Genomic DNA, 25,257 nt, shown 5'->3' on the forward strand with positions numbered 1-25,257 from the left:
CGTGTCCTTGCCCCTCAGCCCAGCAGGTCCTTCACCTGGGCCTCGCCCTCGCGGTATCTGCGGGCGATCTCTCTGGTGCAGTGGTCCGTCGTGCGCTGCAGGGCACGACGGGCTGCGGGAGATCTTGCGTTCGTGGCGGGCGAGGCGGGTGAGGCCCGTGGTGAGTTCCTCGTCCGTGCGGGCCCCGAGGTCGGACAGTTCGACCTCGCCGAGCATCTCCGCCGCCAGCCGCCGGTACCGCTCGCTCTGCGGCGTCCCCAGCGTCACGTGCCGGGCCGACGAGCGCTGCGCGGTCGGCGCGTCCGTCAGGATCGCCGTCAGCCGCTGCACGAAGCCGTCCTCCGGCGCGGCCGTCCCCCCGCGCCGGGCCAGTTCCGCGCGCAGGATGTCGATGCGCCCCTGCAGCAGCCGCCGTACGTAGCTCAGATCCGCCTCGTCCCGCTGGGCGTCCCGGCGCAGGGCGCGCAGCTCGGGCAGGCTCAGGGCCGAGAGGTCGGGCTCGGTCGGCTCCGGTGGCAGCGGGCTGTCCGTGCGCTGCACGGGCGGCCGGTGCTCCCCCGCGCGCACCGTGCGGGCCGACGACGCGATGTCGGGCTGCTGCCCGATGCTCGGTGTGGTCATGCTGCTGCTCCACCGTCCCCTCGACCGGTGCGGCGCACCGACGGGTGCGACCGCACCACGCATCGTGCCATCCCCGGTGACCGCTTTATGACCAAGTGCCCCTTGACGGCCCCGGACGGGCGGTCGGGGACCGACAAGAATCCTCTTCGGGTACCCCCCGAGGTCGTACACCGTGCGCACGGCATCATGGTGCGCATGCGAGCGGTGGTGCAGAGGGTGGACGGCGCCGAGGTCGTCGTGGACGGCGAGACGGTCGGCGCGATCGAGGGCGAGGGGCTGTGCGTCCTGGTGGGGGTGACCCACGAGGACACCAAGGAGAAGGCGGCGCAGCTGGCCCGCAAGCTCTGGACGCTGCGGATGCTGGGCGAGGAGAGGTCGTGCAGCGACATCGACGCGCCGCTGCTGGTCGTCAGCCAGTTCACGCTGTACGGCGACGCCCGCAAGGGGCGCCGCCCGACGTGGAACGCGGCGGCGCCCGGGGACGTCGCCGAACCGCTGGTCGACGAAGTCGTCGCCCGCCTCAGGGAATTGGGGGCGACGGTGGCGACGGGCCGGTTCGGGGCCCGCATGCGGGTGTCGCTGACGAACGACGGCCCGTTCACCGTCCTGCTGGAGATCTGACGGCGCGGACGAGGGACTCCAGGGCCCGACGGGCGAAGAATTCCGGGGCGGACTTCAGGGTTCGACGACCGTCTCCTGCGCCGCCGCCGTCGAGTCGGCGAGCAGCGGCGCGTCGACGGGGACGTTCCGCTTGACCAGGGCGAGCGCGACCGGACCCAGCTCGTGGTGGCGTACGGATGTGGTGATGAAGCCGATCTTGCGGCCGTCGGGCCCGTCCGCGGCCAGGCGCAGCTCCGTGCCCTGCGGCGGCAGGTGCACCTCGCTGCCGTCGAGGTGCAGGAAGACCAGCCGGCGCGGCGGCTTGCCCAGGTTGTGCACCCGGGCGACCGTCTCCTGGCCCCGGTAGCAGCCCTTCTGCAGATGGACGGCGGTCTCGATCCAGCCCAGCTCGTGCGGGATGGTGCGGTGGTCGGTCTCGAAGCCGAGGCGCGGGCGGTGGTGCTCCACGCGCAGCGCCTCGTACGCCAGCAGCCCGGCGGCCGGCCCGTGCCCGGCGGCGTACGCCTCCAGGTCGCCCCGGGGCAGGAACAGCTCGCGCCCGTACGGCGTCTCGCGTACGACGACGCCGTCCGGCACCTCGGCGATGGAACCGGCGGGCTGGTGGACGACGGCGTAGTCGCCGGTGCGGTCGGCGGCCTCGACCCGGTAGAAGAACTTCATCGACTCCAGATAGGCGAGCAGCGCCTCCTGGGTGCCGGGTTCGATGTGCGCCCAGGTGGTCTCACCGTCGTCGACCAGGTAGAGCGCGTGTTCGATGTGGCCGTGCGGGGAGAGGATGAGCGCCTCGGTGGCCTGGTGCGCGGGGAGGTCGCTGACGTGCTGGGTGAGCAGCAGGTGCAGCCAGCTCAGCCGGTCCTCGCCGGTGACCGTGACGACGCCGCGGTGGGAGAGGTCCACAAAACCGGTGCCGTCGGCGAGGGCACGCTGCTCGCGGAACAGGTCGCCGTAATGGGCGGCGACGCCTTCGTCCACGCCCTCGGCGGGGACGGCGCCTGGCAGGGACAGCAGAGGGCTCTTCATGGTCATACAGCCTACGACCGGATTTCCGCCCCGTTTATTTCTGGGTCTGCTCCGTGCCTGCTTCCCGGCCTGCTTCCCGGCTTGCCTCTCGACCTGCTTCCCGGCTCACTTCTCCGCCGGACGCCCGGCCTGCGCCCGGCGCGTGCACGCCTCGCAGCGGCCGAAGATCGCGAAGTGCTTCATGTCGGTGTCGAACCCGAACTCGGCGCGCAGCTTTGCGGTGAACTCGGCGGCCACCCCGACGTCCGCCTCGATGACGTCGGTGCAGTCCCGGCACACCAGGTGCAGGTGATGGTGCCGGTCGGCGAGGTGGTAGGTCGGCGCCCCGTGCCCCAGGTGCGCGTGCGAGACGAGCTCCAGCTCCTCCAGCAGCTCGAGGGTCCGGTAGACCGTCGAGATGTTCACCCCCGAGGCCGTCCTGCGCACCTCGGCCAGGATGTCGTCCGGAGTCGCGTGCTCCAGGGTGTCGACCGCTTCGAGCACGAGCTGGCGCTGCGGCGTCAGCCGGTAACCGCGCTGCCGCAGATCGGATTTCCAGTCGGTGGCTACCACGCGCCCCAGTCTAGGACCCCCGCGCCCGCCCACCGTCGGGATCGCGCCCCTATCGGCGGGATCCCGCCTGCACACCGCCGGATCGCCCGGATCGCCCGGATCGCCCGGAGAGGGATGCCGAAGGGGCGCCGAAAAGGCGCCCCAGGGGTCACTCGAAGAACGTCACTTGAAGAACGCGATCCCGTCGTCCGGCATGTCCTCGGGCAGAGCCTTGGCCCAGCGCTCGACGTCCTCCGGGGAGACGACCTTCTTCAGGTGGGCCGACATGTACGGGCGCAGCTCGACGTCGGGGGTCTGCTTCTCGCCGACCCACATCAGATCGCTGTTGACGTACCCGTACAGCCGCTTGCCGCCGGTGTACGGGCCGGAGGCGGCGGTGCGGGCCACGGCGTCGGTGACCACGTCGACCTGCGGCTTCTTGGCGGCCAGTTCGCCGTACCAGATCTCGACGACACCGTCGTCGCGGACCATGGTGACCTCGACCTTGCGGTCGGCGTCGATCCGCCAGAAGCCGGACTCCGTCTCCAGCGGCCGCACCTTGTTGCCCTCGCCGTCCAGCACCCAGCTGCGCGAGTGGTACTCCAGGAAGTCCCGGCCGTCGTGGGTGAAGGAGACCTCCTGGCCGAAGTTGCACTTCTCGGAGCCGGGGAAGTCGTGCACGCCCGCGCCGGCCCAGTTGCCGAGCAGGAAGGCGAGCGGGACGAGGCCCTTGTGGAGGTCGGACGGGATTTCGATCATGAGCGGGGCTCCTGGACGACGGTCAGCGCTGGCCCTGGTACAGCTTCTTCACGGTCAGGTACGCGAAGGCGAGCACACCGACGCAGACCAGGACCAGCAGGGTTTCGAAGAAAGTCTCCACAGGGTGCTCCTCGGGCGAGCGGTACGAGCGGTACGCACGGACACGGCAGTGGCACTACGGGGCCGGGCCCCAGCTTACGCGGCCGGGGCCCGGCCCTCCTCTCCGGGCCGCTCAGCTCAGGAGCTGGGCCTGGAGCACCACCGTCTGCTGGAACGGGACGGCCTTCGCGCTGCCCTTGCGGGACTGTGTGACCAGCGCGAGGACGTCGCCGGCGGAGAGGTAGGCCTGCCGCACCTGCTCGGCGCCGTACGGCTTGGACTCCACGTAGCAGGAGCGGTGGACGTCCCCGACGACCGCCTTCTGCGGCCAGTGGTCGTCGAAGACGGACGTCTCCGCCCCGCGCAGCGCGTAGGCCGGGCTGTCGGCGTCGGCCAGGTACTCCACGAACAGGTTGTCCACCACGACCGCCGTGTTGAACTGCAGCAGGTAGATCCGGGTGTGCGTGCCGTCGGGCGTGGTCCAGCCCCGGGCGGCGACGTGCCGCAGCGCGCGGTCGGCGAGCATGCCGCCGAGGGTCTCCCGGTCGTCCTTCTCGGCGTACGCCGCCAGGAAGTCCTTCGTCCTCAGCCAGCCGTCGGAGCCGCGCAGCGCCTTGTCGACGGTCGCGCCCCTCGGGGCGGGCAGGACGAGGTCGCGCAGGTCGGCGTAGTGCGCGCCGGCCGCGTTGCCCTCGTCGAAGGGGCCGGGGCTGCCGGAGGGCAGCGGCGGCCGGGTCAGCTCCGGGTAGTCCCAGCGGCCGTCCGAGGCGGTGGCCAGCCCGGGCAGGTCCGTGCGGTCGACGCGGGCGACGCCGTACGCCGTGGACACCCCGACCGCCACGAACACGACGACGGCGGCGGTCCACCGCAGCGCCGTCCACACGGCCCGCCGGTCCTTCTTGGGCGGGGCCGCGGGGGCGGGGGGCTGTTCCTGGGCGAGGGTTTCCGTCCGGGCGACGGTCTCCTCCTGTGCAGGGGCCTCCTCCTGGACACAGGCCTCCTCCTCGACGGGAGGCACTTCCCGGACGGCAGCCACTTCCCGGACGGCGGTCTCCTGCCGTGCCGGCGTCTCCTGCTGCTGGTCGGTCATACCGCCTCCCCCGGCTCCGCGATGCGGTCGAGCTGATCCTTGAGGAGCCGCATGGCCTCCCCGGCCTTCAACGGGGCCACCCCGTCCACCGCGGCCGTGACCAGGACGTCCCCCTGGGGGGCGTAGCAGTACATCGTGTCGAGGTCGTCACCCGTGCCCTTCGGCGGCCGGTAGCACCGCGCGTCCTTGTGCCCCTCGATCCGGGGTCCCGCGCGCAGGGCGTCACCCAGGGCATCGAAGAGCGTGTTCTGACCGGCTGCCGCGGCCCGTACGGAGTCCCGGTCCATGCGGACCAGGGTGATGCTCACGGTGCTGACTTCGCGGGCGTATCTGTCGTCGAGGTAGCTGCGCATCGCCATGCCCTTGATGTGCTGCTTGTCGATCTGCCGTTCCAGCAGCCTGCGCTGGGAGCGGGGCAGGCCGCGCAGTTCCTCCTTGCGCAGGGCGGTGGCCCGGGCGCCGCTGAGTTCGACGTCCGCGCCGTACTCGCCGAGGTCGGGGCCGCGTCCGAAGCCGTCACTGCCGTCGGAGCCGTACGGCACGAGCAGCGCGGCGAGCCCGGAGACGGCGGGCGCCTTGTGGTCGTCGGTGTCCCTCTCGGGGAACTCCCACACGGGGGCGCCCGCGTCGCGGTCGGCCCCGTCGACGGCGACGGCGGTGTATCCGAGCCCGCCGACGACGGCGAGCGCGAGCACGGCGGCCGCGACGGCCCGCAGCACGCGGGGGCGCCTGCCGGACGCCGCGGCCGGGGGCGGGGGCGGGAACGAGTCAGGGGTCGGGGCCGGCGGGGTCGGTTCTTCCTGGCTCACAGGCGCTCCAACTGACGTTCGGCCAGGCGCATGATCGTGGCCTTGGGGACCGGCTGCGTGTCGGTGACGAGGATCTCCAGGCAGACGTCGCCACGCCAGGCGAACGCCTCCGCGCCGTACTGCGGCTGATAGCCGGCCCTCGTCTCGGGCCGGCTGTGCACGTACGCGCGGCCGTCCCGCGTGCCGCGCAGCGCCCAGCTCCGCGTGCCGCTCCTGCGGCCCGACCAGTACTGGTTGTTCTCGTTGTCCTGCTCGGCCGACAGGGACTCCTCCTGGCGGTACTGCACGAGCCGGATCTCCACGTCGGTTCCGCTCCCCGTGGTCCAGCCGACGACGGCGGCCCGGCGGAAGTGCTCGTCCGCCGCTTCCTCGAAGGCGTCGGCGGGCTTCTCATAGCTCTCCGCGTACGCGACCTGGTCCAGCCAGCCGTCCGCTCCCGTGAGCCACTCCGCGTCCTCGGCGCCGGCCGGCTTCTTCAGCAGCAGCCTGCGCAGGTCGCCGTCGGTCCTCAGCCGGGCGTCCTGCGCGGCGGACAACGGCTCCGGCTCGCCCTTGGCCTGCGCGAACCGCGGCTGGGAGAGCGAGGGCAGTTTCGTCGGCGCGCGGTCGGCCTGGACCAGGTACCCGGCGCAGGCACCGGCGACCAGTCCTAGCACGGTGGCCCCGACGAACAGCAGCGGACCGCGTCGCCGCCGGGCCGGCGGCGTGGAGGGGACAGAGGGAACCGCAGGTGGAACGGCAGGGGGTGCCGCAGTGGGCGCGGCAAGGGACGGGGCAGGCAGGGCGGCAGCAAGTTCGCCGAGGGGTTCGGCAGGGGTTTCGACAGCGGGCTCGGCAGAGGTTTCGACAGAAAGCTCAACAGGCGTTGTTCCAGGCGCTTCTGGCGCGTCGGGTCTCTTCTCGGGTTGTTCCAACACGTCCCCCACAAAAAGGTGAAGCACAGATTCCGTCTCCGTGCGGCACAGAAGACCCATGGGTTCCGGCCCCGGTTGTAGGCACGTTGATTACGATTCGGGCATGGCGAAGAAGCTCGTGATCAAGGTGACCGCAGGGGCCGACGCGCCCGAGCGCTGCTCGCAGGCGTTCACCGTGGCGGCCGTGGCCGTGGCCAGTGGTGTGGACGTGTCGCTCTGGCTGACCGGCGAGTCCGCGTGGTTCGCGGTGCCGGGGCGGGCGGCGGAGTTCGAACTGCCGCACGCCGCGCCGCTGCCCGCCCTGATCGAGTCGGTCATGGCGGCGGGCCGCATCACGCTGTGCACGCAGTGCGCCGCCCGCCGGGACCTCACGGAGAAGGACCTCATCGAGGGCATCCGGATCGCGGGCGCACAGGTGTTCGTGCAGGAGGCGATGGCGGACGAGACGCAGGCGCTCGTCTACTGAGACGAGCGCCCACGGGGCTACCGGCGCTTCCTGCCGTCCAGCTCGTCCCACCACTCGTCGGACTTCGGGTCCCCGGAGGGGTCGTCCCACCAGCGGTCGTCGGGGCCGTGCCGGTTGGCGACGATCGCGGCCACCGGCGGGATGACCATGGCCACCACGCACATCCCGATGGCCGCCGGGACCCGACCACATCCGTACGACTCCCCAGGCCAGCACGAAGAGCCCGATGCAGGTCCCCATCATCACGAAGTAGGTCCGGCGCCGACGTGCGTACATGCTTCTCAGCGTAGGCCGGTTCGCCGCGCGGCGAACCGGCCCGGATCCGATCCGCGCCGGCCCCGGACAGGCCGGAGGGCCGCACCGCCGGGAACCACCGGCGGTGCGGCCCTTCGGCCGTTCGTGGCGCGGCGCGCGTGCCCGCGCCCGTGCGCTCAGACCGCGATCGCGACCTCCGCGAGGCCGCCCTGCTGGGCGACGACCGTGCGGTCCGCGCTGCCGCCGGGGACCAGGGCCCGTACGGTCCAGGTGCCCTCGGCCGCGTAGAACCGGAACTGTCCCGTCGCGGAGGTGGGGACCTCCGCGGTGAACTCGCCGGTCGAGTCCAGCAGCCGGACGTAACCGGTCACCGGCTCGCCGTCGCGGGTCACCTGGCCCTGGATGGTGGTCTCACCGGGCTTGATCGTCGAGGCGTCCGGGCCGCCGGCCTTCGCTCCGCACATGTCCTACTCCTGAAGAGGTCTTGAAAGGTCGGTGTCGTCGGTGACGTCGGCGACGTGGGCGACGTCGTCGGTCGTGAGGTGTTACTTGCCGGTGCCGAGCTCGATCGGCACGCCGACGAGGGAGCCGTACTCCGTCCAGGAACCGTCGTAGTTCTTGACGTTCTCCTGGCCGAGCAGCTCGTGCAGCACGAACCAGGTGAGCGCGGAGCGCTCACCGATGCGGCAGTAGGCGATGGTGTCCTTGGCGAGGTCCACGTTCTCGGCGGTGTAGAGCTCCTTGAGCTCGTCGTCCGACTTGAACGTGCCGTCGTCGTTGGCGTTCTTCGACCACGGGATGTTCGCGGCCGTCGGGACGTGGCCCGGGCGCTGCGACTGCTCCTGCGGCAGGTGGGCCGGGGCGAGCAGCTTGCCGGAGAACTCGTCGGGCGAGCGCACGTCGACGAGGTTCTTCGAGCCGATCGCGTCGACGACGTCGTCGCGGAAGGCGCGGATCGAGGCGTCCTGCGGCTTGGCCTTGTACTGGGTCGCCGGGCGGTTCGGGACCTCGGAGCCGTCGACCAGGTCGCGCGAGTCCAGCTCCCACTTCTTGCGGCCGCCGTCGAGGAGCTTGACGTCCTGGTGGCCGTACAGCTTGAAGTACCAGTACGCGTACGAGGCGAACCAGTTGTTGTTGCCGCCGTAGAGCACGACGGTGGTGTCGTTGGCGATGCCCTTGGCCGACAGGAGCTTCTCGAAGCCCTCCTGGTCGATGAAGTCCCGACGGACCGGGTCCTGCAGGTCCTTGGTCCAGTCGATGCGGATCGCGTTCTTGATGTGGTTCTTGTCGTACGCGGCGGTGTCCTCGTCGACCTCGACGACGGCCACGTTCGGGTCGTCCAGGTGCGCCTGGACCCAGTCGGCGTCGACCAGTACGTCGCTGCGGCTCATGCTTTTCTCCTCCGGGGCAGTTACGGCGGGATGGTGCGGGATGGTGCCGAATCGTGCGGGGCGCGCGGCCGTGACCCGGGAGGGGCGCGTACGGCGCGGGGTGGGGCTCTCGGGGGCGAGGGCGCCCGGGGGGAACGCGGAGGCGGCGGCCTCCGGTCAGAAAGTGCGACAGAGCATGGCGGCGACGCGGCACAGGTCGACTGCCCGCCGCTTCGTCAGATCCGCCTGTCCCCGCAGTCGGGGCACGCTCGAGTAGCACTGCATGCAGCGATCGTAGGGACGGACGGGCGGGCATGTCACCGGCATGTCGCATGCTGAGACGAGATCGTCCGCGATACGAGACGCGTGAGGGGTCAAGGATTCCGTGAGTCCCGCGCCGGGTCCGCCGCTGCCCCTTTTCGCGGCCATTGTCGGCCGCGCCGCACAGGACGGTCATCTGCTGGACGGACGGGGCTGTCTCGGCTGACGGACAGTCGTACGGCACGGGGCCGTGACGGGGCATGGCCCTGGGAGGCCAGAGGCGGTCCTACCCTGCGGACGGCCGTCTCATACCAGCCGGGGCGGGAGTGCGGGACTCGGCCACTCAGCCCGTCACGTCGACGTCGGTCCCCTTGGCGGTGATGTGCACGCCCTCCTGAGCGGCCTCGACCTTGTCGATCTTGATCCCGCCGGGCAGCTTGTCGATGACCTGCTGGAAGTCGGTGACCGAGCGAACGTCCCTTTCGACGAGGCCCAGGCCGGTCTCGGGCAGCGAGTCGGCGTGCACCTTGACGGTGTCGCCCTCGACAGTGACGGAGCTGAGGATGGAGGTCGTCTGCGAGAACTTCTTGGGACCCACCGAACCTTCCAGCCTGACCTTCACCTTGATCTTGCCGTTGCCGCCGTCGGAGAGACCGAGGACCTTCGCGGTGACGCCGGGAAAGACCTGCGTCGGCTCCGGCTTGGCCGCCTTCAGGAGTTCGTCGTAGGAGATGGTGGCCGTGCCGGTGGCGGTGCGCGCGGTGGCGGAGGAGTAGTCGCTGGAGAAGTCGACGCCGTGCATGTCGGCGTGGAGGTCGTCGATGCGGATGGTGCCGGCGCCGGCGGCGCCGCTCTTCCCGGCGGTGCCGGTGGCGACCTCGTAGTCCTTGATGCCGACATGGATCTCGTCGAGCTCGCCGCCCGCGACCTGGGTGAGGAAGGGGAAACCGTCGATGGAGACGCTGGGGGTCTCGGCGAGGTGCTCGTTCGTCTTGATCCGGTCGGCGGCCTCGCTCTGGGCGAAATGAACCGCGACGCGGTCGGCGATGGTGAAGAGCCCGCCGAGGATCACGACGACGATGAGAAGTATTCGAAGCGCGCGCATGTCCGGTGTCCCCCGCGTCGGTCGGTCGAACCGCGAGCCTAACCCGCGCAGGGCGCCCCGGGAGAGATCGGGTGGACGGCACCCCATCAGGGGCGCGAGGAACTGCGCGAGAACCCCCACCGGCCCTCACCCGCCGGACGACCCGCCACCCCCCGAGCTTCCCGGAGACAGAGGGGCGAAGCCCCTTCCAGGGGCGCGAGGAACTGCGCGAGAAGCCCTATCCATCCGCACCTCCCGCCCGTCCCGGCCACCCTGGCTCTCCGGGGCAAAGGGGCGAAGCCCCTCGCGGGGACGGGAAGGGCAGGGGCGGCAGGGGCGAACAACGCACCCCGCCGCCCCACCGACGTCACCCCAGCGCCTGCCCCAGTACCCACACCGCCGGCGCCGCCGCGGCGAGCGGCAGGGACACGCCCGCCGTGAAGTGCACGAAACGCGACGGGTAGTCGTAGCTCGCCGCCCGGTGCCCGATCAGGGCGCACACCCCCGCCCCCGCCCCGAGCACCGCACCGGCCGACCCCAGGTCCGTCATGCCGCCGACGGCGATCCCCGCACCCGCGGCCGCCAGCAGGGCGACCACCACCGACACCGCCGTCGGCAGCGGCAGCGCCCGCGCGACGATCGCCACGGCGACCGCCACGCCGCCCACCGCGACCGCGTCCGTGTCGGCCGCCAGGTGCCCCGTCGCCACGATCGTCAGCGCGGCCGAGACGACCGTCGCCATCAGGCCGTACATCCGTTCGTCCGCATCCGCGTGCGAGCGCAGTTGCAGCACCACGGTCAGCAGCACCCACACCCCGAGGGTGCCGAGGATCGCCGCCGGTCCGTGCTCCCGCCCCGCCGCGAGGACCGCCACGTCGGCCACCAGGCCGCCCAGGAAGGCCAGCGCGATGCCCTGCCGGGCCGGCCACATGCCGTTGAGCCGGAACCAGCCGGCCGCGGTCACCGCCTGCAGCACCACCAGCGGCAGCACGAGCGCGTACGACCCGACGGCCGCCGCCCCGGCGAGCAGCGCGCCCAGCACGGCGGTGAGCAGCGCGGGCTGCATCCCGGGCTCGATGATCGGCGAGCGGCCCTCCAGCCGGGCCCGCTGCGCGTCGGTGATCCGGGCGTTCCCGGCGACCGTGGCGGCCCCGTAGCCCGCGCCGGCGCCGTTCCCCCCCGCCGCGCCGCCGTTCCCCTCCACCGTGGGGACGGGGGGCGCGGGAGCGGGGGCCTGCGCGGCCGCGGGCTGCTGGTACGGCGCCGCCCCCGTCGTCGGCATGTAGGCCGTCTCCGCCGCCGTCGGAACGGTGAGCGAGGGCTGGACGCTGGTCTCCCAGGTCTGCCCCTGCCACTGCTGGGTGTGCTGCTGCGGGTCGGCGACGTCACCGTCGAACCAGCCCTGCTGAGGCTGGTGGGGCTGGTGCTGCTGGGGGTACGGCTGCGCGGCCTGCGGAAACGCGCCCTGCTCCCCGTATCCGGCGTCGTATCCGCCCTGGTACCCCTCGTACGTCTGCCCCTGGCCCTGGCTCTGGGCCTGGCCTCCGTACTGCTGCCCGGGTTCCCAGTACTCCCCGTGCTCCCGGCGTTCGCGCTCGCCGTACTCCCCGTACTCCCCGTAGCCATACGGCTGCTCGGTCATGCTCACCCTCCTGCGAACGGCGGGAGCACCTCTACCGTGCCGCCCTCGGCCAGCCGTACCGTCTCGTGTTCACGCGTCCCGACCGGGTTCCCGTCGACGAGGAAGGAGCACCGCAGCAGAACCCGGTCCAGCTCGCCGGGGTGTCGTTCCCGGGCGGCGTCGAGTGCCTGCGCGAGCGTCACCGCGTCGTACGGCTCCTCGGCGATTCCGGCCGCGGCCTTGGCGGCGGCCCAGTAGCGCACCGTGCCTGTTGCCATCTCGTCCCTCGATCGTGGGGCCGGCCGGTGTCCCGGCGTCGGCTGTGAACACCGTCAGGCTAGCCCGCCCGCGCCGCCGCCCACGCCCCGATGCGCTCCAACAGCTCGTCCGCGGCGGCGTTCTCGGCATGGCCCATGCCCGGCTCCAGCCAGAGTTCGGCGTGGCCGGGGGCGGCGTCGGCCAGCATGCGGGGGTGGTCGACGGGGAAGTAGGCGTCCTGGTCGCCGTGCACGATCAACAGGGGGGTGGGCGCGATCAGCGGCACCGACTCGACCGGGGAGGCGGGTACGGGGTCCCAGTCCCGGTGGTGGATGCGGGTGCGCAGGCCGTAGCGGCCCACCGCGCGCCCGACCGGCCGGGTCACCAGCCAGTGCAGCCGGCGCATGGGCGCCGTGCCCCGGTAGTACCAGCGGGCCGGCGAGCTCACCGCGACCACCGCGTCGGTCTCCGCGCCCCCGGGCCGCAGCGCCGCGTGCCGCAGCACCACCGAGCCGCCCATCGAGAAGCCGACCGTGGCCACCCGGGTGTGGCCGAGCTCACGCGCCCACCGTACGGCCGCCGTCAGATCGAGCACCTCGCGGTCGCCGACGGTGGAGTGCCCGCCGGAGGCGCCGTGGCCCCGGAAGGAGAAGGTGACCACCGCCCCGTGGCGGCGCAACGCGGCGGCGACCCGCCGTACGTACGCACGTTCCAGATCACCGGTGAAACCGTGCGCCACCACGAGCGCGAGCCCGGTGCCGCCGGCTCCCCCGCCGACGTCCCCGCCGGGCTCCCCGGGGTCGTACGCGGCGTCGATCCCTATCCCGTCCTCCGTGCTCAGGAACCGCCGCCGGAACCCCTGGCGCACCCCCTCCGGAGACGTCCCGTACACCGCCGCCGCGGGCGTCTCACCTGTCGGACACCTCGTGGAACGGGCCTCACGACCTGCCCTGCCACCGCTCATGTGGGCTATTGTGCTGCGCAGAGGACTCGGGCAGAGAAGCCCCCGGGTCCTTTTGTGCTTTCGCAGCCGTTGTATACGAAGCGGGAAGCCGACGCGGCGCGCGGAAGCACAGAAGCACCACGGAAGCACCGAAGCACGGAAGAGACACCGAAGCAGCACAGTGCCGTACACGTCCTCGAGGGAACCGAGGAAGGACCAGACGTCATGGGCCAGCGAACCGAGTACGACCATAGGACGACGCCCCCGGAGGGGAGGACGCGATGAGCTCCCTGCTGCTCCTCACCAACGCCCTCCAGCCGTCGGCGGAGGTGCTCCCCGCGCTCGGCCTGCTGCTGCACAACGTGCGGGTCGCCCCGGCGGAGGGCCCGGCCCTCGTCGACACCCCCGGCGCCGACGCCATCCTGATCGACGGCCGCCGCGACCTGCCGCAGGTGCGCAGCCTGTGCCAGCTCCTGCGCTCCACGGGGCCGGGCTCCCCGCTCCTCCTGGTGGTGACCGAGGGCGGCCTCGCGGCCGTCACCGCGGACTGGGGCGTCGACGACGTGCTGCTGGACACCGCGGGCCCGGCCGAGGTGGAGGCCCGGCTGCGGCTGGCCATGGGCCGGCAGCAGATCGCGGGCGACGACTCCCCCATGGAGATCCGCAACGGCGACCTGTCGGTGGACGAGGCGACGTACTCGGCCAAGCTCAAGGGCCGCGTCCTGGACCTCACCTTCAAGGAGTTCGAGCTGCTGAAGTACCTCGCGCAGCACCCGGGCCGGGTCTTCACCCGCGCCCAGCTCCTGCAGGAGGTCTGGGGGTACGACTACTTCGGCGGCACCCGCACGGTCGACGTGCATGTGCGACGGCTGCGGGCCAAGCTCGGCCCCGAGCACGAGTCGCTGATCGGCACCGTGCGGAACGTCGGCTACCGGTTCGTCACCCCGGAGAAGCCGGACCGGACCGAGCGGACGGACAAGGAGAAGTCACAGGGAAAGGCGTCGAGGCCGCAGGAGACGGCTGGGGCGAACCGGGACGAGGCGGGCGAGCCGGCCGGCGCCGCCGCGGACGCCGCCGCCAGGGCCGCCTCCGAGGCCTGATCCCGAGTCGTGAGAAGCGGGGGATAGTCCCTGCCCAGGGCCGTTCCATCCGCGTAGACTCCGCGCGTGGCCAAGGTGACTCGGGATGATGTGGCGCGGCTGGCGGGGACCTCCACCGCCGTCGTCAGTTACGTCATCAACAACGGACCCCGGCCGGTCGCCCCGGCCACGCGCGAGCGTGTCCTCGCGGCGATCAAGGAGCTGGGGTACCGGCCGGACCGGGTCGCCCAGGCCATGGCCTCGCGGCGGACCGACCTCATAGGCATGATCGTGCCGGACGCGCGCCAGCCGTTCTTCGGCGAGATGACGCACGCGGTCGAGCAGGCCGCCGCCGAGCGCGGAAAAATGGTGCTGGTCGGCAACACGGACTACATCGCCGAGCGCGAGGTCCACTACCTGCGTGCCTTCCTCGGCATGCGGGTCTCCGGACTGATCCTGGTCAGCCACGCGCTCAACGACCACGCCGCCGCGGAGATCGAGGCGTGGGACGCCCGGGTGGTGCTGCTGCACGAGCGGCCCGAGATGATAGACGACGTGGCCGTGGTGACGGACGACCTCGGCGGTGCCCGGCTCGCCGTGCGGCACCTGCTGGACCACGGCCACCCGTACGTCGCCTGCATGGGCGGTACGGCCGAGACCCCGGCGGTGGGCGACCCGGTCTCCGACCACGTCGAGGGCTGGCGGCAGGCGATGGCCGAGGCGGGCATCCCGACGGAGGGGCGGCTGTTCGAGGCGCCGTACAACCGCTACGACGCGTACCGGGTGGGGCTCGAACTGCTCGCCGGGCCCGACCGGCCGCCGGCGATCTTCTGCTCGACGGACGACCAGGCGATCGGGGTGCTGCGGGCGGCGCGGGAGCTGCGGATCGAGGTGCCCGCGGAGTTGGCGGTGGCGGGGTTCGACGACGTGAAGGAGGCGGCGTTGACGGATCCGCCGCTGACGACGGTGGCGTCCGACCGGTCGGCGATGGCGCGCGAGGCGGTGGACCTCGTCCTGGACGACGGCCTCCGCGTCCCCGGGTCGCAGCGGGAGCGTCTGAAGCAGTTCCCGTCCCGGCTGGTCGAGCGTGCGTCCTGCGGGTGCGCGGCCTGAGGGCACGGTTTTCCGCCCTCTCCGCCCTCACCCTTCCCGTCCCCCGGGGGGCTCCGCCGCCCGGACCATCGAAAGATCGAGCGGTTCCCCGCGCCCCTTTTCAGAGGCGGGACCCCTCTTTATATCGGGCATACGCACTTCTGTCGGGCTTCTCAGCGGTCCCTCAGTCGTCTCTCATGATCGCGGGACACTCTTTTTTCCATGACAGAGAGCAGCTTCCGCAGCGGCGACCACGAGCAGCACCCTCAGGCCGGCCGGACCCCCCAGGGCCCCGCCGACGCGCACCTGTACGCTCCCGTGAACCCCGAGTGGCCGCCTCCCCCGTCCTACGAGCCCGCGCGGTCGGCCCCGGCCCCCACCGCCCGCCGCAAGCGCGCGAAGGGCCCCGTCACCCTCCTCGCCGCCGTCGCCATAGCCGCCGCGGCCGTCGGCGGCGGCACGGCCTACGGCATCCAGGAGCTCACCCACTCCTCCGACACGGTCGCCGCGAGCAGCACCGGCGCCAGCGCCGTCCCGGTCGACAAGAAGGGCTCGGTCGCCGCCATAGCCGCCGCCGTCAGCCCCAGCGTCGTGGAGATCAATGCCACCTCGAACGCCGGCCGGTCCACCGGCTCCGGTGTGATCCTCACCAGCGGCGGCGAGATCGTCACCAACAACCACGTCGTCTCCGGCGCCTCCTCCGTCAAGGTCCGCACCCACGACGGCAAGAGCTACACCGCCCGGGTCGTCGGCACCGACAGCAAGAAGGACCTGGCGCTGATCAAGCTGGAGGACGCCTCCGGTCTCCACCCGGCCTCCCTCGGCGACTCCGACAACGTCCAGGTCGGCGACCAGGTCGTCGCCATCGGCTCCCCCGAGGGCCTCACCGGCACCGTCACCAGCGGCATCGTCTCCGCGCTCCACCGCGACGTGACCGTCTCGACCGACGAGGAGCAGCAGCAACAGCAGCAGGGCGGCGACGGCAGCTGGCCCTTCCAGTTCGGCGGCCGGCAGTTCAACGGCGACACCGGCTCCTCGACGACGACGTACAAGGCGATCCAGACCGACGCCTCCCTCAACCCGGGCAACTCCGGCGGCGCCCTGATCAACGCGGCCGGCCAGATCATCGGCATCAACTCCGCGATGTACTCCTCCGCCGCCGACTCCTCCTCGTCGAGCGCGGGGAGCGTCGGCCTCGGCTTCGCCATCCCGATCGACACCGTCAAGTCCGACCTCGCGACACTGCGGGCCGGTGGCTCCGACAACTGACCGCCGCCCCGGCCCCGGCGCGGCGGACCCACCGAAGGAGACCGACATGATCCAGCAGGTGACGCACACGACGACCGGCACGGGCACGGGCACCGGCACCGGCACCGGCACCGGCACCGGCACCAACGTCGCCGTCGGCATCAGCGCGGCGGACACGGCGCTCGCCCTGGCGGTCGCCGCCGCCCTCCACCCTCCGACACCCCGGGCCCCCGAGGTCGTCCCTGTCCCGGGTGTACCGCCCGTCCCGTCGCAGCCGCAGCTCATGGGCCTGCGGACCACCACCGCCCGCCGGCACCGCCGCCGGGTCGCCCTGCGCAGGCTGGACACCCCCCTGGCCTGACGTGCGACGCTTGAGGCGTCCGCGCCCACCCTCCGCGCCGGCGCACGGCACGCAGCCCCCGTGTCCCGCCCGTCCCACCGCACCCGAGGAACCCCACGCCCATGAGCCCCGCCGAAGGCGACCGTGACACCCAGCGCATCCTGATCGTCGACGACGAGCCGGCGGTGCGCGAAGCACTCCAGCGCAGCCTCGCCTTCGAGGGCTACGGCACCGAGATCGCCGTGGACGGCGCGGACGCGCTGGAGAAGGCCGCCGCGTACCGGCCCGACCTGCTGGTCCTCGACATCCAGATGCCGCGCATGGACGGCCTCACCGCCGCCCGCCGCATCCGCGCCTCCGGCGACACCACCCCCATCCTGATGCTCACCGCCCGGGACACCGTCGGCGACCGGGTCACCGGCCTGGACGCCGGCGCCGACGACTACCTGGTCAAGCCGTTCGAACTGGACGAACTGTTCGCCCGCATCCGCGCCCTGCTGCGCCGCAGCTCCTACGCGGCCGCCATGGCCGGCGCGGACGAGGAGAACGACACCCTCGCCTTCGCCGACCTCCGCATGGACCTGGCCACCCGCGAGGTGACCCGGGGCGGGCGCGCGGTGGAGCTGACCCGCACCGAGTTCACGCTCCTGGAGATGTTCATGGCGCACCCGCGCCAGGTGCTGACCCGCGAGCAGATCCTCAAGGCCGTCTGGGGCTTCGACTTCGAGCCGAGCTCCAACTCCCTGGACGTGTACGTCATGTACCTGCGCCGCAAGACGGAGGCCGGCGGCGAGCCGCGCCTGGTCCACACCGTGCGGGGCGTCGGGTACGTCCTGCGCGCGGGCGGCGCGGAGTGATCCGACGCTTCCGCGCACTGCCGCTCCGCTCCCGCCTGGCCCTGCTGGTCGCCGCGGCGGTGGCCTTCGCGGTGGCGGCGGTCTCGGTGACGTGCTGGTTCATCGTGCAGGGCAGGCTGTACGCCCAGGTGGACGACGACCTGAAGCAGGCCACCCAGCGGCCGCAGCAGTACTCCCAGGTCGTCGGCACGCTCAACAACTGCACCCAGACCCCGCAGGGCGCCCCGAGCCAGCTGCGGACCCGGGAGAACTACTACCTCGAACTGGTCCAGGCGGACGGCACGGCCTGCGTCTCCTCGAACTCCGCGGGCATGGTGAAGGTCACCGGCGCCGACAGACGCGTGGCGCAGGAAGCGGACTCCGCCGACCGGGTCGTGCGCCGCAACGGCACCGACGACGACGGCGACGCCGTCCGCGTGCGGACGATCCCGCTGACCGCCACCCAGGGCCTCGGCACCGAGCCGCAGGTCGTCCCCGGCACCGCCCTCCTCGTCGCGACCCCTCTCAAGAGCACCCAGTCGACCCTGAACGATCTGGCGCTGATCCTGCTGCTGGTCTCCGGCATAGGAGTGCTCGGCGCCGGGGCCGCGGGACTGGCCGTGGCCCGCGCCGGGCTGCGCCCCGTCGACAAGCTCACCGCGGCCGTCGAACACGTGGCCCGCACGGAGGACCTCACCGTCCGCATCCCGGTCGACGAACCCGCCGACGACGAGATCGCCCGCCTCTCCCGCTCCTTCAACTCCATGACGGCGTCCCTCGCCTCCTCCCGCGACCTGCAACAACAGCTCATCGCGGACGCCGGCCACGAGCTCCGCACCCCCCTCACCTCCCTCCGGACGAACATCGAACTTTTGACCCGCAGCGAGGAGACCGGCCGCCCCCTTCCCGCCGCCGACCGCAAGGCGCTGCTCGCCTCGGTGAAGGCGCAGATGACGGAACTGGCCGCGCTCATCGGCGACTTGCAGGAGCTCTCCCGCCCGGACACCGGCCAGCACTCGGACCGTACGCAGATCCTCGCGTGGCAGGACATCGTGGAGTCGGCGCTGCGCCGGGCCCGGCTGCGTGGTCCGGAGCTGACGATCACGGCGGACGTGGAGCCGTGGTACGTCCGCGCGGAGCCGTCCTCGCTGGAGCGGGCGGTGGTCAACATCCTGGACAACGCGGTGAAGTTCAGCCCCGGGGCCGGCACGATCGAGGTGCGGCTGGCCGATGGCGTCCTGACGGTACGGGACCACGGCCCCGGCATCGCCGCCGACGAACTCCCCCACGTCTTCGACCGCTTCTGGCGCTCCCCCGGCGCGAGGGCTCTGCCGGGCTCCGGCCTCGGCCTCTCCATCGTGGCCCGCACGGTCCAGCAGGCGGGCGGCGAGGTCTCCCTCGCCCCGGCTGCGGACGGGGCCGGCGGCACGGTCGTCACCGTCCGTCTCCCCGGCGCACCGACACCACCACCGGTGTCGGAGCCGGGCGCGAACCCCTGACCGGCCGGAGCCGCCCGCCCGGCCGCCGACCTCCGCCCCGCCCGGCCGCCGACCTCCGCCCGGCGGGGGCGCTCGACCGGCCCCGAGGCGTAACCGCCCGGGGCGCCCGACCGGCCGAGGGTGCCCGCCCGACCCGCCGTCGGCGGCCGGCCGGGCCCGGGCGCCTCGTCAGGTGGCGGGGCGCGGGTGCCGTACGGGGGCGGGGCCGTCGATGCCGCCGCGGGCGATCCGCGCGGCGAGTTCGTCGAGCCGTTCCCGTGTGGTGCGGTCCTCCGGCTGGTGGACGACCACGCGGGTGTGCGGATTCTCGTGGAGCCGCAGCGTGACCGTGCGCAGGGACAGGCTGCCGACGTGCGGCGACCGGATCCGCTTCACCCGCCGGGAGCCGGAGGACACGTCCGCCCGGTCCCACAGGCGCGCGAACAGCGGCGATTCCTCGCGGAGCCGGCGGAGCAGCGGTCCCCAGGCCGGATGCGTGAGCGTCTCTCCGCGGCAGGCGCGGAGTTTGGCCACGAGGATCTCGCACTCCTCGGCGTAGTCGGCCTGCCCGTCGATCCAGTCGGGGTGGGTGAAGTGCAGGTACGCCCAGTTGCGGTCCGTCCGCGGGAGCGCCTCGATGTCGTTGATCATGAACCGGAACGCCGCGTTGCAGGCCAGGATCTCGAACCGGGGGTCGATCACCACCGCCGGGTGCGGCGAGAGGCTGTCCAGCAGGACCCGCAGCCGGCCGTCGTCCCCCGCGGGGCCCGCGAGTGCGTCCGTGTTCGGCTGCCGGCCGTCCGTCTCCGGCCGACCGCCGAGCAGGAACAGGTGCCGACGCTCGTCGTCGGACAGGAGCAGGGCGTCCGCGATCGCCGCCAGCACCTCGGCGCCGGGCCGCACGTCACGCCCCTGTTCGAGCCACGTGTACCAGGTCGATCCGACATTCGCGAGGACCGCGACCTCCTCCCGGCGCAGCCCCTTGACCCGGCGCCGGCCGCCACCCGCGGCGAGGCCCACGTCGGCGGGGGTGAGCCGGTCCCGCCGTGCGCGCAGGTACGCGCCGAGTTCCCGGGAACGTACGTCATCCACGCGTCCAGCATGTCACCCGGGGAACGGCCCAGGGTGGTGGTCCGACCACCAGCGTCACGGCGCTCTGGGCGGCGCACCGCCGCGCACACAGAGTGTCTGTCATGCACCGAGAGGACACCAAGAAAATGATCAAGCTGATCCTCACACTGAAGCGTCGCCGGGGCATGACCCACGACGAGTTCGCGCACTACCAGCAGAACGTCCACCGCCCGCTGCTCCTGTCGATCCCGGAGACCCGACGGCACATGCGCCGGTTCGTGGTCTCGTACCCCGTCCCGGCACCCCAGCAGCCCGAACCGGAGTACGACTCGGTGGTCGAGGCGTGGTTCGACAGCACGGCCGACCTGGAAGCGCTGTTCGGCAGCGACAACTTCCTGAAGGTCGTCGACCCGGACCACGAGAACTTCGTCGACCTGTCGTCGGTCGGACGGATCGTCTGCGAGGAGGACGTGGTCCTCGACCACGACCGATCCTGAGCCCCGCCCTGCCGGGGGTCGGCGGTGCCCCGCCGGGGGTGAGGCCCCTGCCCCGCAAGACACGCGACACGCGTCCGCCCTCCCCGTACGCTCGGACGCATGACCAGCGACGACACCGCACCGACCGCCCAGGACCGCTCCCTCGACACCCTCACCGCGCTCTCCCCCGACCAGGCGGAGGCCGTCGCCACGCTGCTGGCCGAGGCCGCCCGGAGCGACGGGCAGCAGGCGGTGTCCGAGCAGGGCCGGCTGCGACTGCGCGGCGGCGCCCGGGAGGGCGTACGGCATCTGCTGCTGTCGGCCGGCGGCACCCTCGTCGGCTACGCGCAACTGGAGGACACCGACCCGGTGGAGGCACCGGCCGCGGAACTGGTCGTGCGCCCTTCCCGCCGCGGGCAGGGCCACGGCCGGGCGCTCGGCGCGGCACTGCTCGCCGCGACCGGCAAGCGGCTGCGCGTGTGGGCGCACGGCGGGCACTCCGCCGCCCGGCATCTCGCCCAGGTCCTCGGCCTCACCCTCTTCCGCGAACTGCGCCAGATGCGCCGCCCGCTGACCGGCTTCGACGCCCCCGAGCCGAAGCTCCCGGAGGGTGTGACCGTACGGACGTTCCGGCCCGGGCAGGACGACGCGGCCTGGCTCGCCGCCAACGCCGAGGCCTTCGCCCACCACCCCGAGCAGGGCTCCCTCACCCAGCGCGACCTGGACGACCGCATGGCCGAGCCCTGGTTCGACCCCGAGGGCTTCTTCCTGGCCGAGCGCGACGGCGAACTCCTCGGCTTCCACTGGACGAAGGCGCACGCCGAGGAGGGGCTCGGCGAGGTCTACGTCGTCGGCGTCCGCCCCTCCGCCCAGGGCGGCGGCCTCGGCAAGGCCCTCACCACCATCGGCCTGCGCCACCTCGCGGAGCGGGGCCTGCCCACGGCGATGCTGTACGTCGACGCCGACAACACGGCGGCGGTGACGGTGTACGAACGCCTGGGCTTCACGACGCACGAGACGGACCTGATGTACCGCACGGAGAGCTGACTCCCGGCGCGGGCCGACGCGTCCGGTGGGGTCAGGGGTGAGCGGTTCCGGGACCGCCCCCGCCGGACGCGGGTTCCGGCACCGCCCCCGACCTCGCCGGAGGGCACCCCGCACCCCCGGTCCGCCCCCCGGTATCCCGCACGTCATGTCGCCGTAACCAGTGATTCAGCCGGGCTTGCGAGGCTCGGCCAATGCGACCCCCCGTGCCCGCACCCGCGCCGCCCCCCGCGCAGGGGTCCCGCACGGGTGGCGGACGTACCCCCGACACCCCGCCACCTCCTGTTTCCCCTGTCTCCGACGCGCCTGTTCCGCTCCGTACGCGGAAGAATGGCTCCATGAGCCAGCAGAACGCCCAGGCGCCCGTGGCGCACGCACAGCAGCCCTCCGTCGGGTCACTCGCCGCGCACCGCCCGCACACGGTCGCCGCCACGGGCTCGGACCTGGAGCCCGATCTCGACGCCGACCTCGACGTCTACGACGAGTCGGCGGACGGCGGCCGGCTCCCCCAGGGCCGCTTCCTGGACCGGGAGCGCAGCTGGCTCGCGTTCAACGAACGCGTGCTCGAACTCGCCGAGGACCCGGCCACGCCCCTGCTGGAGCGCGCCAACTTCCTCGCGATCTTCGCCAGCAACCTGGACGAGTTCTTCATGGTCCGGGTCGCCGGCCTCAAGCGCCGCATCGCCACCGGTGTGGCCACCCGCTCCGCTTCCGGGCTCCAGCCCCGCGAGGTGCTGGAGATGATCTGGGCCCGCTCCCGCGAGCTCATGGCCCGGCACGCCGCGTGCTACCACGAGGACGTCGCCCCGGCCCTCGCCGACGAGGGCATCCACCTGGTCCGCTGGAACGAACTCACGGAGAAGGAACAGGCGGGCCTGTTCACCCTCTTCCGGCACCGCATCTTCCCCGTGCTGACCCCGCTGGCGGTCGACCCCGCGCACCCGTTCCCGTACATCTCCGGGCTCTCCCTCAATCTGGCCGTCGTCGTCCGCAACCCGGTCTCCGGGCACCGGCACTTCGCGCGCGTCAAGGTGCCGCCGCTGCTGTCCCGCTTCCTGGAGGCCTCCCCGCAGCGGTACGTACCCGTCGAGGACGTCATCGCGGCGCACCTGGAGGAGCTGTTCCCGGGGATGGAGGTGCTGGAGCACCACGCCTTCCGCCTCACCCGCAACGAGGACCTGGAGGTCGAGGAGGACGACACGGAGAACCTCCTCCAGGCGCTGGAGAAGGAGTTGATGCGGCGTCGGTTCGGGCCGCCGGTGCGGCTGGAGGTCGAGGAGTCCATCGACCGGTACGTACTGGACCTGCTGGTGCGGGAGTTGAAGATCAGTGAGGCCGAGGTGTACCCGCTGCCGGGCCCGCTGGACCTCACCGGACTGTTCGGCATCGCGGCCCTGGACCGGTCCGAGCTGAAGTACCCCAAGTTCATCGCCGGCACCCACCGCGACCTGGCCGAGGTCGAGTCGGCGTCCGCGCCCGACATCTTCGCCGCGCTGCGCGAACGTGACGTGCTGCTGCACCACCCGTACGACTCCTTCTCCACCTCCGTGCAGGCGTTCCTGGAGCAGGCGGCGGGCGACCCGGACGTGCTCGCCATCAAGCAGACCCTGTACCGCACCTCCGGCGACTCCCCCATAGTCGACGCGCTCATCGACGCCGCCGAGTCCGGCAAGCAGGTCCTCGTCCTCGTCGAGCTCAAGGCGCGCTTCGACGAGCAGGCCAACATCAAGTGGGCCCGCAAGCTGGAGGAGGCCGGCTGCCACGTGGTGTACGGGCTGGTCGGGCTGAAGACCCACTGCAAGCTCTCCCTCGTCGTCCGGCAGGAGGGCGAGACGCTGCGCCGCTACTCGCACGTCGGCACCGGCAACTACCACCCCAAGACCGCACGGCTGTACGAGGACCTGGGGCTGCTCACCGCGGACCCGCAGGTCGGCGCGGACCTCTCCGACCTGTTCAACCGGCTCTCCGGCTATTCCCGCCGCGAGACCTACCGCCGGCTGCTCGTCGCCCCCAAGTCGCTGCGGGACGGGCTGGTCTCACGCATCGACAAGGAGGCCCAGCACCACCGCGCGGGCCGCCCCGCCTACGTCCGCATCAAGGTCAACTCGATGGTGGACGAGGCGGTCGTCGACGCCTGCTACCGGGCTTCCCAGGCCGGGGTGCCGGTCGACGTGTGGGTGCGCGGCATCTGCGCGCTGCGCCCGGGGGTGCCGGGGCTGTCGGAGAACATCCGCGTCCGCTCCGTCCTCGGCCGCTTCCTGGAGCACTCCCGGGTCTTCGGCTTCGGCAACGGGGGCGAGCCGGAAGTGTGGTTCGGCAGCGCGGACATGATGCACCGCAATCTCGACCGCCGTATCGAGGCACTGGTACGGGTCACCGACCCGGGCCACCGGGCGGCCCTGAACCGGCTGCTGGAGACCGGCATGTCCGACCTGACGGCTTCCTGGCACCTCGGCCCCGACGGCGAGTGGACCCGCCACGCGATCGACGCGGAGGGCCAGCCGTTGCGGAACGTCCAGGAGATGCTCATAGACGCCCGGAGGCGCCGGCGTGGCAAAGCGACACCCTGACCCGACGCTCCCGAACACCCCGCCGGCCAGGCCGGGCCTCCCGGCCCCGGCCGGTGCGACGGTTCCACCGACGCCCACGGGCCCGTCGACCTCGACGGCGCCCAAGGGCCCCTCGGCCTCCGCGGGCCCGACGGCACCGACGGCGTCGGCCGACGGCGTGCCGGTGCCCGCGCCGGACGCCGCCCCCCGGGGCGTACCGGACCGGCGGGGACCCGGCGCCGGACGTCCGGACGGGTCCCTCCCCGTCGCCGCGGACGCGCTCGCCGCGTATCTGCGGGCCCGGGCGACCGAGTTCCTCCGCTCGCTGCGGGCACACCGGGAGAGCGGGGGCGGCTCCCCCGAGGAGTCCGCGGAGGCGGTACGGGCGCTGCGGCGCTCGGCGCGGCGGATCAGCGGGACGCTGCACACCTTCCGGCCGCTGCTGGACGCCGACTGGTCGGAGAGCCTGCGCCCCGAGCTGGCCTGGCTCTCCGGCACCCTCGCCCACGAGCACGCCTACGCCTCCCGCCTGGAGCGCCTGCTGCTCGCCCTGCACCGGCTGTCCGGCGCGGTGCCGGTCCCGGCCCCCGCCGGGGTGGGGGCGCGCACGGGCGGGGCGGAGGCGCCGGCCGACCCCGACCGCACCGGCCTCACCGTCGGCGCGGCGAAGGCGGGCGCCCTGCTGGACCGCCGGCTCACCCTCGCCCGCACCCGCGCCCACACCACCGCCCTGCAGGCTCTCGGCTCGGGGCGCTTCCACGCCGTCGCCGACCGGGTCGCTCTGCTGGCCGGCGAGGTCCCGCTGTCCCCCGCCGCGACCGGCGCCGACCTGCGTCTCCTGGCCGCCTCGGCCGAGGAGCGGCTCACCGACGCGGTCGCCGCGCTGCCCCTGGTGACGGCCGGCCACCCCTACAACGCGGCGGCCCTCGTCCACGGTCTCGCCCCGGAGACCGCCCCGCAGCCGCAGGACGCCCCCTGGCACCAGGTACGGCTCCTGCTGCGGCTGCACCGCTACGCGCGGGAGGTCCTGACCGGCGCCCCCACCGACGCGCGGCTGCGGGCGGCCGGCCAGGCCCTGACCCGCCACCGCGACGCCTCCGAGGCCGCCGCGGCGGCGGCCGCCGCCGCCCGCACCCCGCGCATCGCCCCGGCGACGGCCTACGCCCTCGGCGTCCTCCACGCCGACCAACGCCACGAGGTCGAAGCCGCCCGCTTCGCCTTCCACCACACCTGGCAACGCCAGGGTGTATAGGGGGCGCTGTACAAGGGGGCGCCGTACAGGTGAGCGCCCCTTGGAAAGGCGCCCCGCCAGGGGCGCCTCT

Annotated in this window: 25 protein-coding genes and 2 pseudogenes; 12 read left to right on the forward strand and 15 right to left on the reverse strand. The window is 72.8% G+C overall.

The features are described 5' to 3' along the window. Positions 1-14: 14 nt before the first annotated feature. Positions 15-621: pseudogene (locus QFZ64_RS16490) on the reverse strand (AmfC protein). 195 nt (positions 622-816) lie between these two features. On the opposite strand from QFZ64_RS16490, the gene dtd reads away from it, so the two are divergent. Beyond that, on the forward strand, positions 817-1,242 hold the full coding sequence (dtd, locus tag QFZ64_RS16495; RefSeq protein ID WP_307066476.1) for a D-aminoacyl-tRNA deacylase: 426 nt from the start codon (positions 817-819) through the stop codon (positions 1,240-1,242). A 54-nt stretch (positions 1,243-1,296) separates the two neighbouring features. Here dtd and QFZ64_RS16500 read toward each other — a convergent pair whose 3' ends face one another. The 6 genes from QFZ64_RS16500 to QFZ64_RS16525 form a co-directional block, all read right to left on the reverse strand. Beyond that, positions 1,297-2,262 carry a folate-binding protein YgfZ gene (locus tag QFZ64_RS16500; protein WP_307066478.1) on the reverse strand — a complete coding sequence of 322 codons (966 nt, stop codon included), beginning with the start codon at positions 2,260-2,262 and terminating at the stop codon, positions 1,297-1,299. 105 nt (positions 2,263-2,367) lie between these two features. Continuing rightward, a complete protein-coding gene (locus tag QFZ64_RS16505) occupies positions 2,368-2,814 on the reverse strand; it encodes a Fur family transcriptional regulator (RefSeq protein WP_307066480.1) in 447 nt (148 codons plus the stop codon). Between the two features lie 162 nt (positions 2,815-2,976). Continuing rightward, on the reverse strand, positions 2,977-3,552 hold the full coding sequence (locus tag QFZ64_RS16510) for an FABP family protein (RefSeq protein ID WP_307066482.1): 576 nt from the start codon (positions 3,550-3,552) through the stop codon (positions 2,977-2,979). Positions 3,553-3,784: 232 nt separating this feature from the next. Beyond that, positions 3,785-4,741 (reverse strand): hypothetical protein, encoded by a 957-nt coding sequence (locus QFZ64_RS16515; protein ID WP_307066484.1) that lies wholly within the window; start codon positions 4,739-4,741, stop codon positions 3,785-3,787. Further along, the gene (locus QFZ64_RS16520) at positions 4,738-5,550 is read right to left on the reverse strand and encodes a hypothetical protein (RefSeq protein ID WP_307066486.1); all 813 of its coding nucleotides are present in this window, start codon (positions 5,548-5,550) and stop codon (positions 4,738-4,740) included. Before QFZ64_RS16520 ends, QFZ64_RS16515 begins: the two co-directional genes overlap by 4 nt. Then, entirely contained in the window at positions 5,547-6,206 is a 660-nt protein-coding gene (locus QFZ64_RS16525; RefSeq protein WP_307066488.1) for a hypothetical protein, read from the reverse strand. The genes QFZ64_RS16520 and QFZ64_RS16525 overlap by 4 nt, the downstream gene beginning before the upstream one ends. Positions 6,207-6,567: 361 nt before the next feature. Between QFZ64_RS16525 and QFZ64_RS16530 the strand changes: the two genes are divergently transcribed. Next, a complete protein-coding gene (locus QFZ64_RS16530; protein WP_307066491.1) occupies positions 6,568-6,930 on the forward strand; it encodes a DsrE family protein in 363 nt (120 codons plus the stop codon). Positions 6,931-6,947: 17 nt separating this feature from the next. Here the strand turns inward: QFZ64_RS16530 and QFZ64_RS16535 are convergent. From QFZ64_RS16535 to QFZ64_RS16565, 7 genes and pseudogenes are all read right to left on the reverse strand, one after another. Continuing rightward, positions 6,948-7,206, reverse strand: a pseudogene (locus tag QFZ64_RS16535) (DUF3099 domain-containing protein). Positions 7,207-7,361: 155 nt separating this feature from the next. Beyond that, positions 7,362-7,649 (reverse strand): DUF1416 domain-containing protein, encoded by a 288-nt coding sequence (locus tag QFZ64_RS16540; RefSeq protein WP_006139129.1) that lies wholly within the window; start codon positions 7,647-7,649, stop codon positions 7,362-7,364. An 81-nt stretch (positions 7,650-7,730) separates the two neighbouring features. Next, on the reverse strand, positions 7,731-8,576 hold the full coding sequence (locus QFZ64_RS16545) for a sulfurtransferase (RefSeq protein ID WP_307066497.1): 846 nt from the start codon (positions 8,574-8,576) through the stop codon (positions 7,731-7,733). Between the two features lie 583 nt (positions 8,577-9,159). After that, a complete protein-coding gene (locus QFZ64_RS16550) occupies positions 9,160-9,921 on the reverse strand; it encodes a DUF2993 domain-containing protein (protein ID WP_307066499.1) in 762 nt (253 codons plus the stop codon). Positions 9,922-10,267: 346 nt separating this feature from the next. Beyond that, positions 10,268-11,542: a hypothetical protein gene (locus QFZ64_RS16555; RefSeq protein ID WP_307066501.1), complete on the reverse strand. Its 1,275-nt coding sequence runs from the start codon at positions 11,540-11,542 to the stop codon at positions 10,268-10,270. 2 nt (positions 11,543-11,544) lie between these two features. Beyond that, positions 11,545-11,799, reverse strand: coding sequence for a MoaD/ThiS family protein (locus QFZ64_RS16560; protein WP_307066503.1), 255 nt, complete (start codon positions 11,797-11,799; stop codon positions 11,545-11,547). Between the two features lie 59 nt (positions 11,800-11,858). After that, positions 11,859-12,743, reverse strand: coding sequence for an alpha/beta hydrolase (locus QFZ64_RS16565; RefSeq protein WP_307066505.1), 885 nt, complete (start codon positions 12,741-12,743; stop codon positions 11,859-11,861). A gap of 260 nt (positions 12,744-13,003) precedes the next feature. Here QFZ64_RS16565 and QFZ64_RS16570 point away from each other — a divergent pair, with 260 nt between their 5' ends. The 6 genes from QFZ64_RS16570 (at position 13,004) to QFZ64_RS16595 (ending at position 18,816) form a co-directional block, all read left to right on the forward strand. Continuing rightward, the gene (locus tag QFZ64_RS16570; RefSeq protein WP_307066507.1) at positions 13,004-13,822 is read left to right on the forward strand and encodes a response regulator transcription factor; all 819 of its coding nucleotides are present in this window, start codon (positions 13,004-13,006) and stop codon (positions 13,820-13,822) included. A gap of 66 nt (positions 13,823-13,888) precedes the next feature. After that, entirely contained in the window at positions 13,889-14,914 is a 1,026-nt protein-coding gene (locus QFZ64_RS16575) for a LacI family DNA-binding transcriptional regulator (RefSeq protein ID WP_307066509.1), read from the forward strand. A gap of 201 nt (positions 14,915-15,115) precedes the next feature. Continuing rightward, positions 15,116-16,162 (forward strand): S1C family serine protease, encoded by a 1,047-nt coding sequence (locus tag QFZ64_RS16580; protein ID WP_307066511.1) that lies wholly within the window; start codon positions 15,116-15,118, stop codon positions 16,160-16,162. 46 nt (positions 16,163-16,208) lie between these two features. Beyond that, positions 16,209-16,502: a hypothetical protein gene (locus tag QFZ64_RS16585; protein WP_307066513.1), complete on the forward strand. Its 294-nt coding sequence runs from the start codon at positions 16,209-16,211 to the stop codon at positions 16,500-16,502. 101 nt (positions 16,503-16,603) lie between these two features. After that, positions 16,604-17,338, forward strand: a complete 735-nt coding sequence (locus QFZ64_RS16590) for a response regulator transcription factor (protein ID WP_307066516.1) — start codon at positions 16,604-16,606, stop codon at positions 17,336-17,338. Next, positions 17,335-18,816 carry a HAMP domain-containing sensor histidine kinase gene (locus QFZ64_RS16595; protein ID WP_307066517.1) on the forward strand — a complete coding sequence of 494 codons (1,482 nt, stop codon included), beginning with the start codon at positions 17,335-17,337 and terminating at the stop codon, positions 18,814-18,816. Before QFZ64_RS16590 ends, QFZ64_RS16595 begins: the two co-directional genes overlap by 4 nt. 168 nt (positions 18,817-18,984) lie before the next feature. Here the strand turns inward: QFZ64_RS16595 and QFZ64_RS16600 are convergent, their stop codons facing one another. Beyond that, positions 18,985-19,887 (reverse strand): helix-turn-helix transcriptional regulator, encoded by a 903-nt coding sequence (locus QFZ64_RS16600; RefSeq protein ID WP_307066519.1) that lies wholly within the window; start codon positions 19,885-19,887, stop codon positions 18,985-18,987. A gap of 101 nt (positions 19,888-19,988) precedes the next feature. Between QFZ64_RS16600 and QFZ64_RS16605 the strand changes: the two genes are divergently transcribed. The 4 genes from QFZ64_RS16605 to QFZ64_RS16620 all read left to right on the forward strand — a co-directional run bounded on the left by QFZ64_RS16605 (position 19,989) and on the right by QFZ64_RS16620 (position 25,187). Continuing rightward, on the forward strand, positions 19,989-20,363 hold the full coding sequence (locus QFZ64_RS16605) for an EthD domain-containing protein (protein WP_307066521.1): 375 nt from the start codon (positions 19,989-19,991) through the stop codon (positions 20,361-20,363). A gap of 99 nt (positions 20,364-20,462) precedes the next feature. Next, positions 20,463-21,389: a mycothiol synthase gene (gene mshD, locus QFZ64_RS16610; RefSeq protein WP_307066523.1), complete on the forward strand. Its 927-nt coding sequence runs from the start codon at positions 20,463-20,465 to the stop codon at positions 21,387-21,389. Between the two features lie 335 nt (positions 21,390-21,724). Continuing rightward, positions 21,725-23,956 carry an RNA degradosome polyphosphate kinase gene (locus tag QFZ64_RS16615; protein WP_307066525.1) on the forward strand — a complete coding sequence of 744 codons (2,232 nt, stop codon included), beginning with the start codon at positions 21,725-21,727 and terminating at the stop codon, positions 23,954-23,956. Next, entirely contained in the window at positions 23,937-25,187 is a 1,251-nt protein-coding gene (locus QFZ64_RS16620; protein ID WP_373430619.1) for a CHAD domain-containing protein, read from the forward strand. Before QFZ64_RS16615 ends, QFZ64_RS16620 begins: the two co-directional genes overlap by 20 nt. Positions 25,188-25,257 lie beyond the last annotated feature (70 nt).

Origin of the sequence: Streptomyces sp. B3I8 (assembly GCF_030816915.1) — a bacterium.
Lineage (GTDB): Bacteria > Actinomycetota > Actinomycetes > Streptomycetales > Streptomycetaceae > Streptomyces.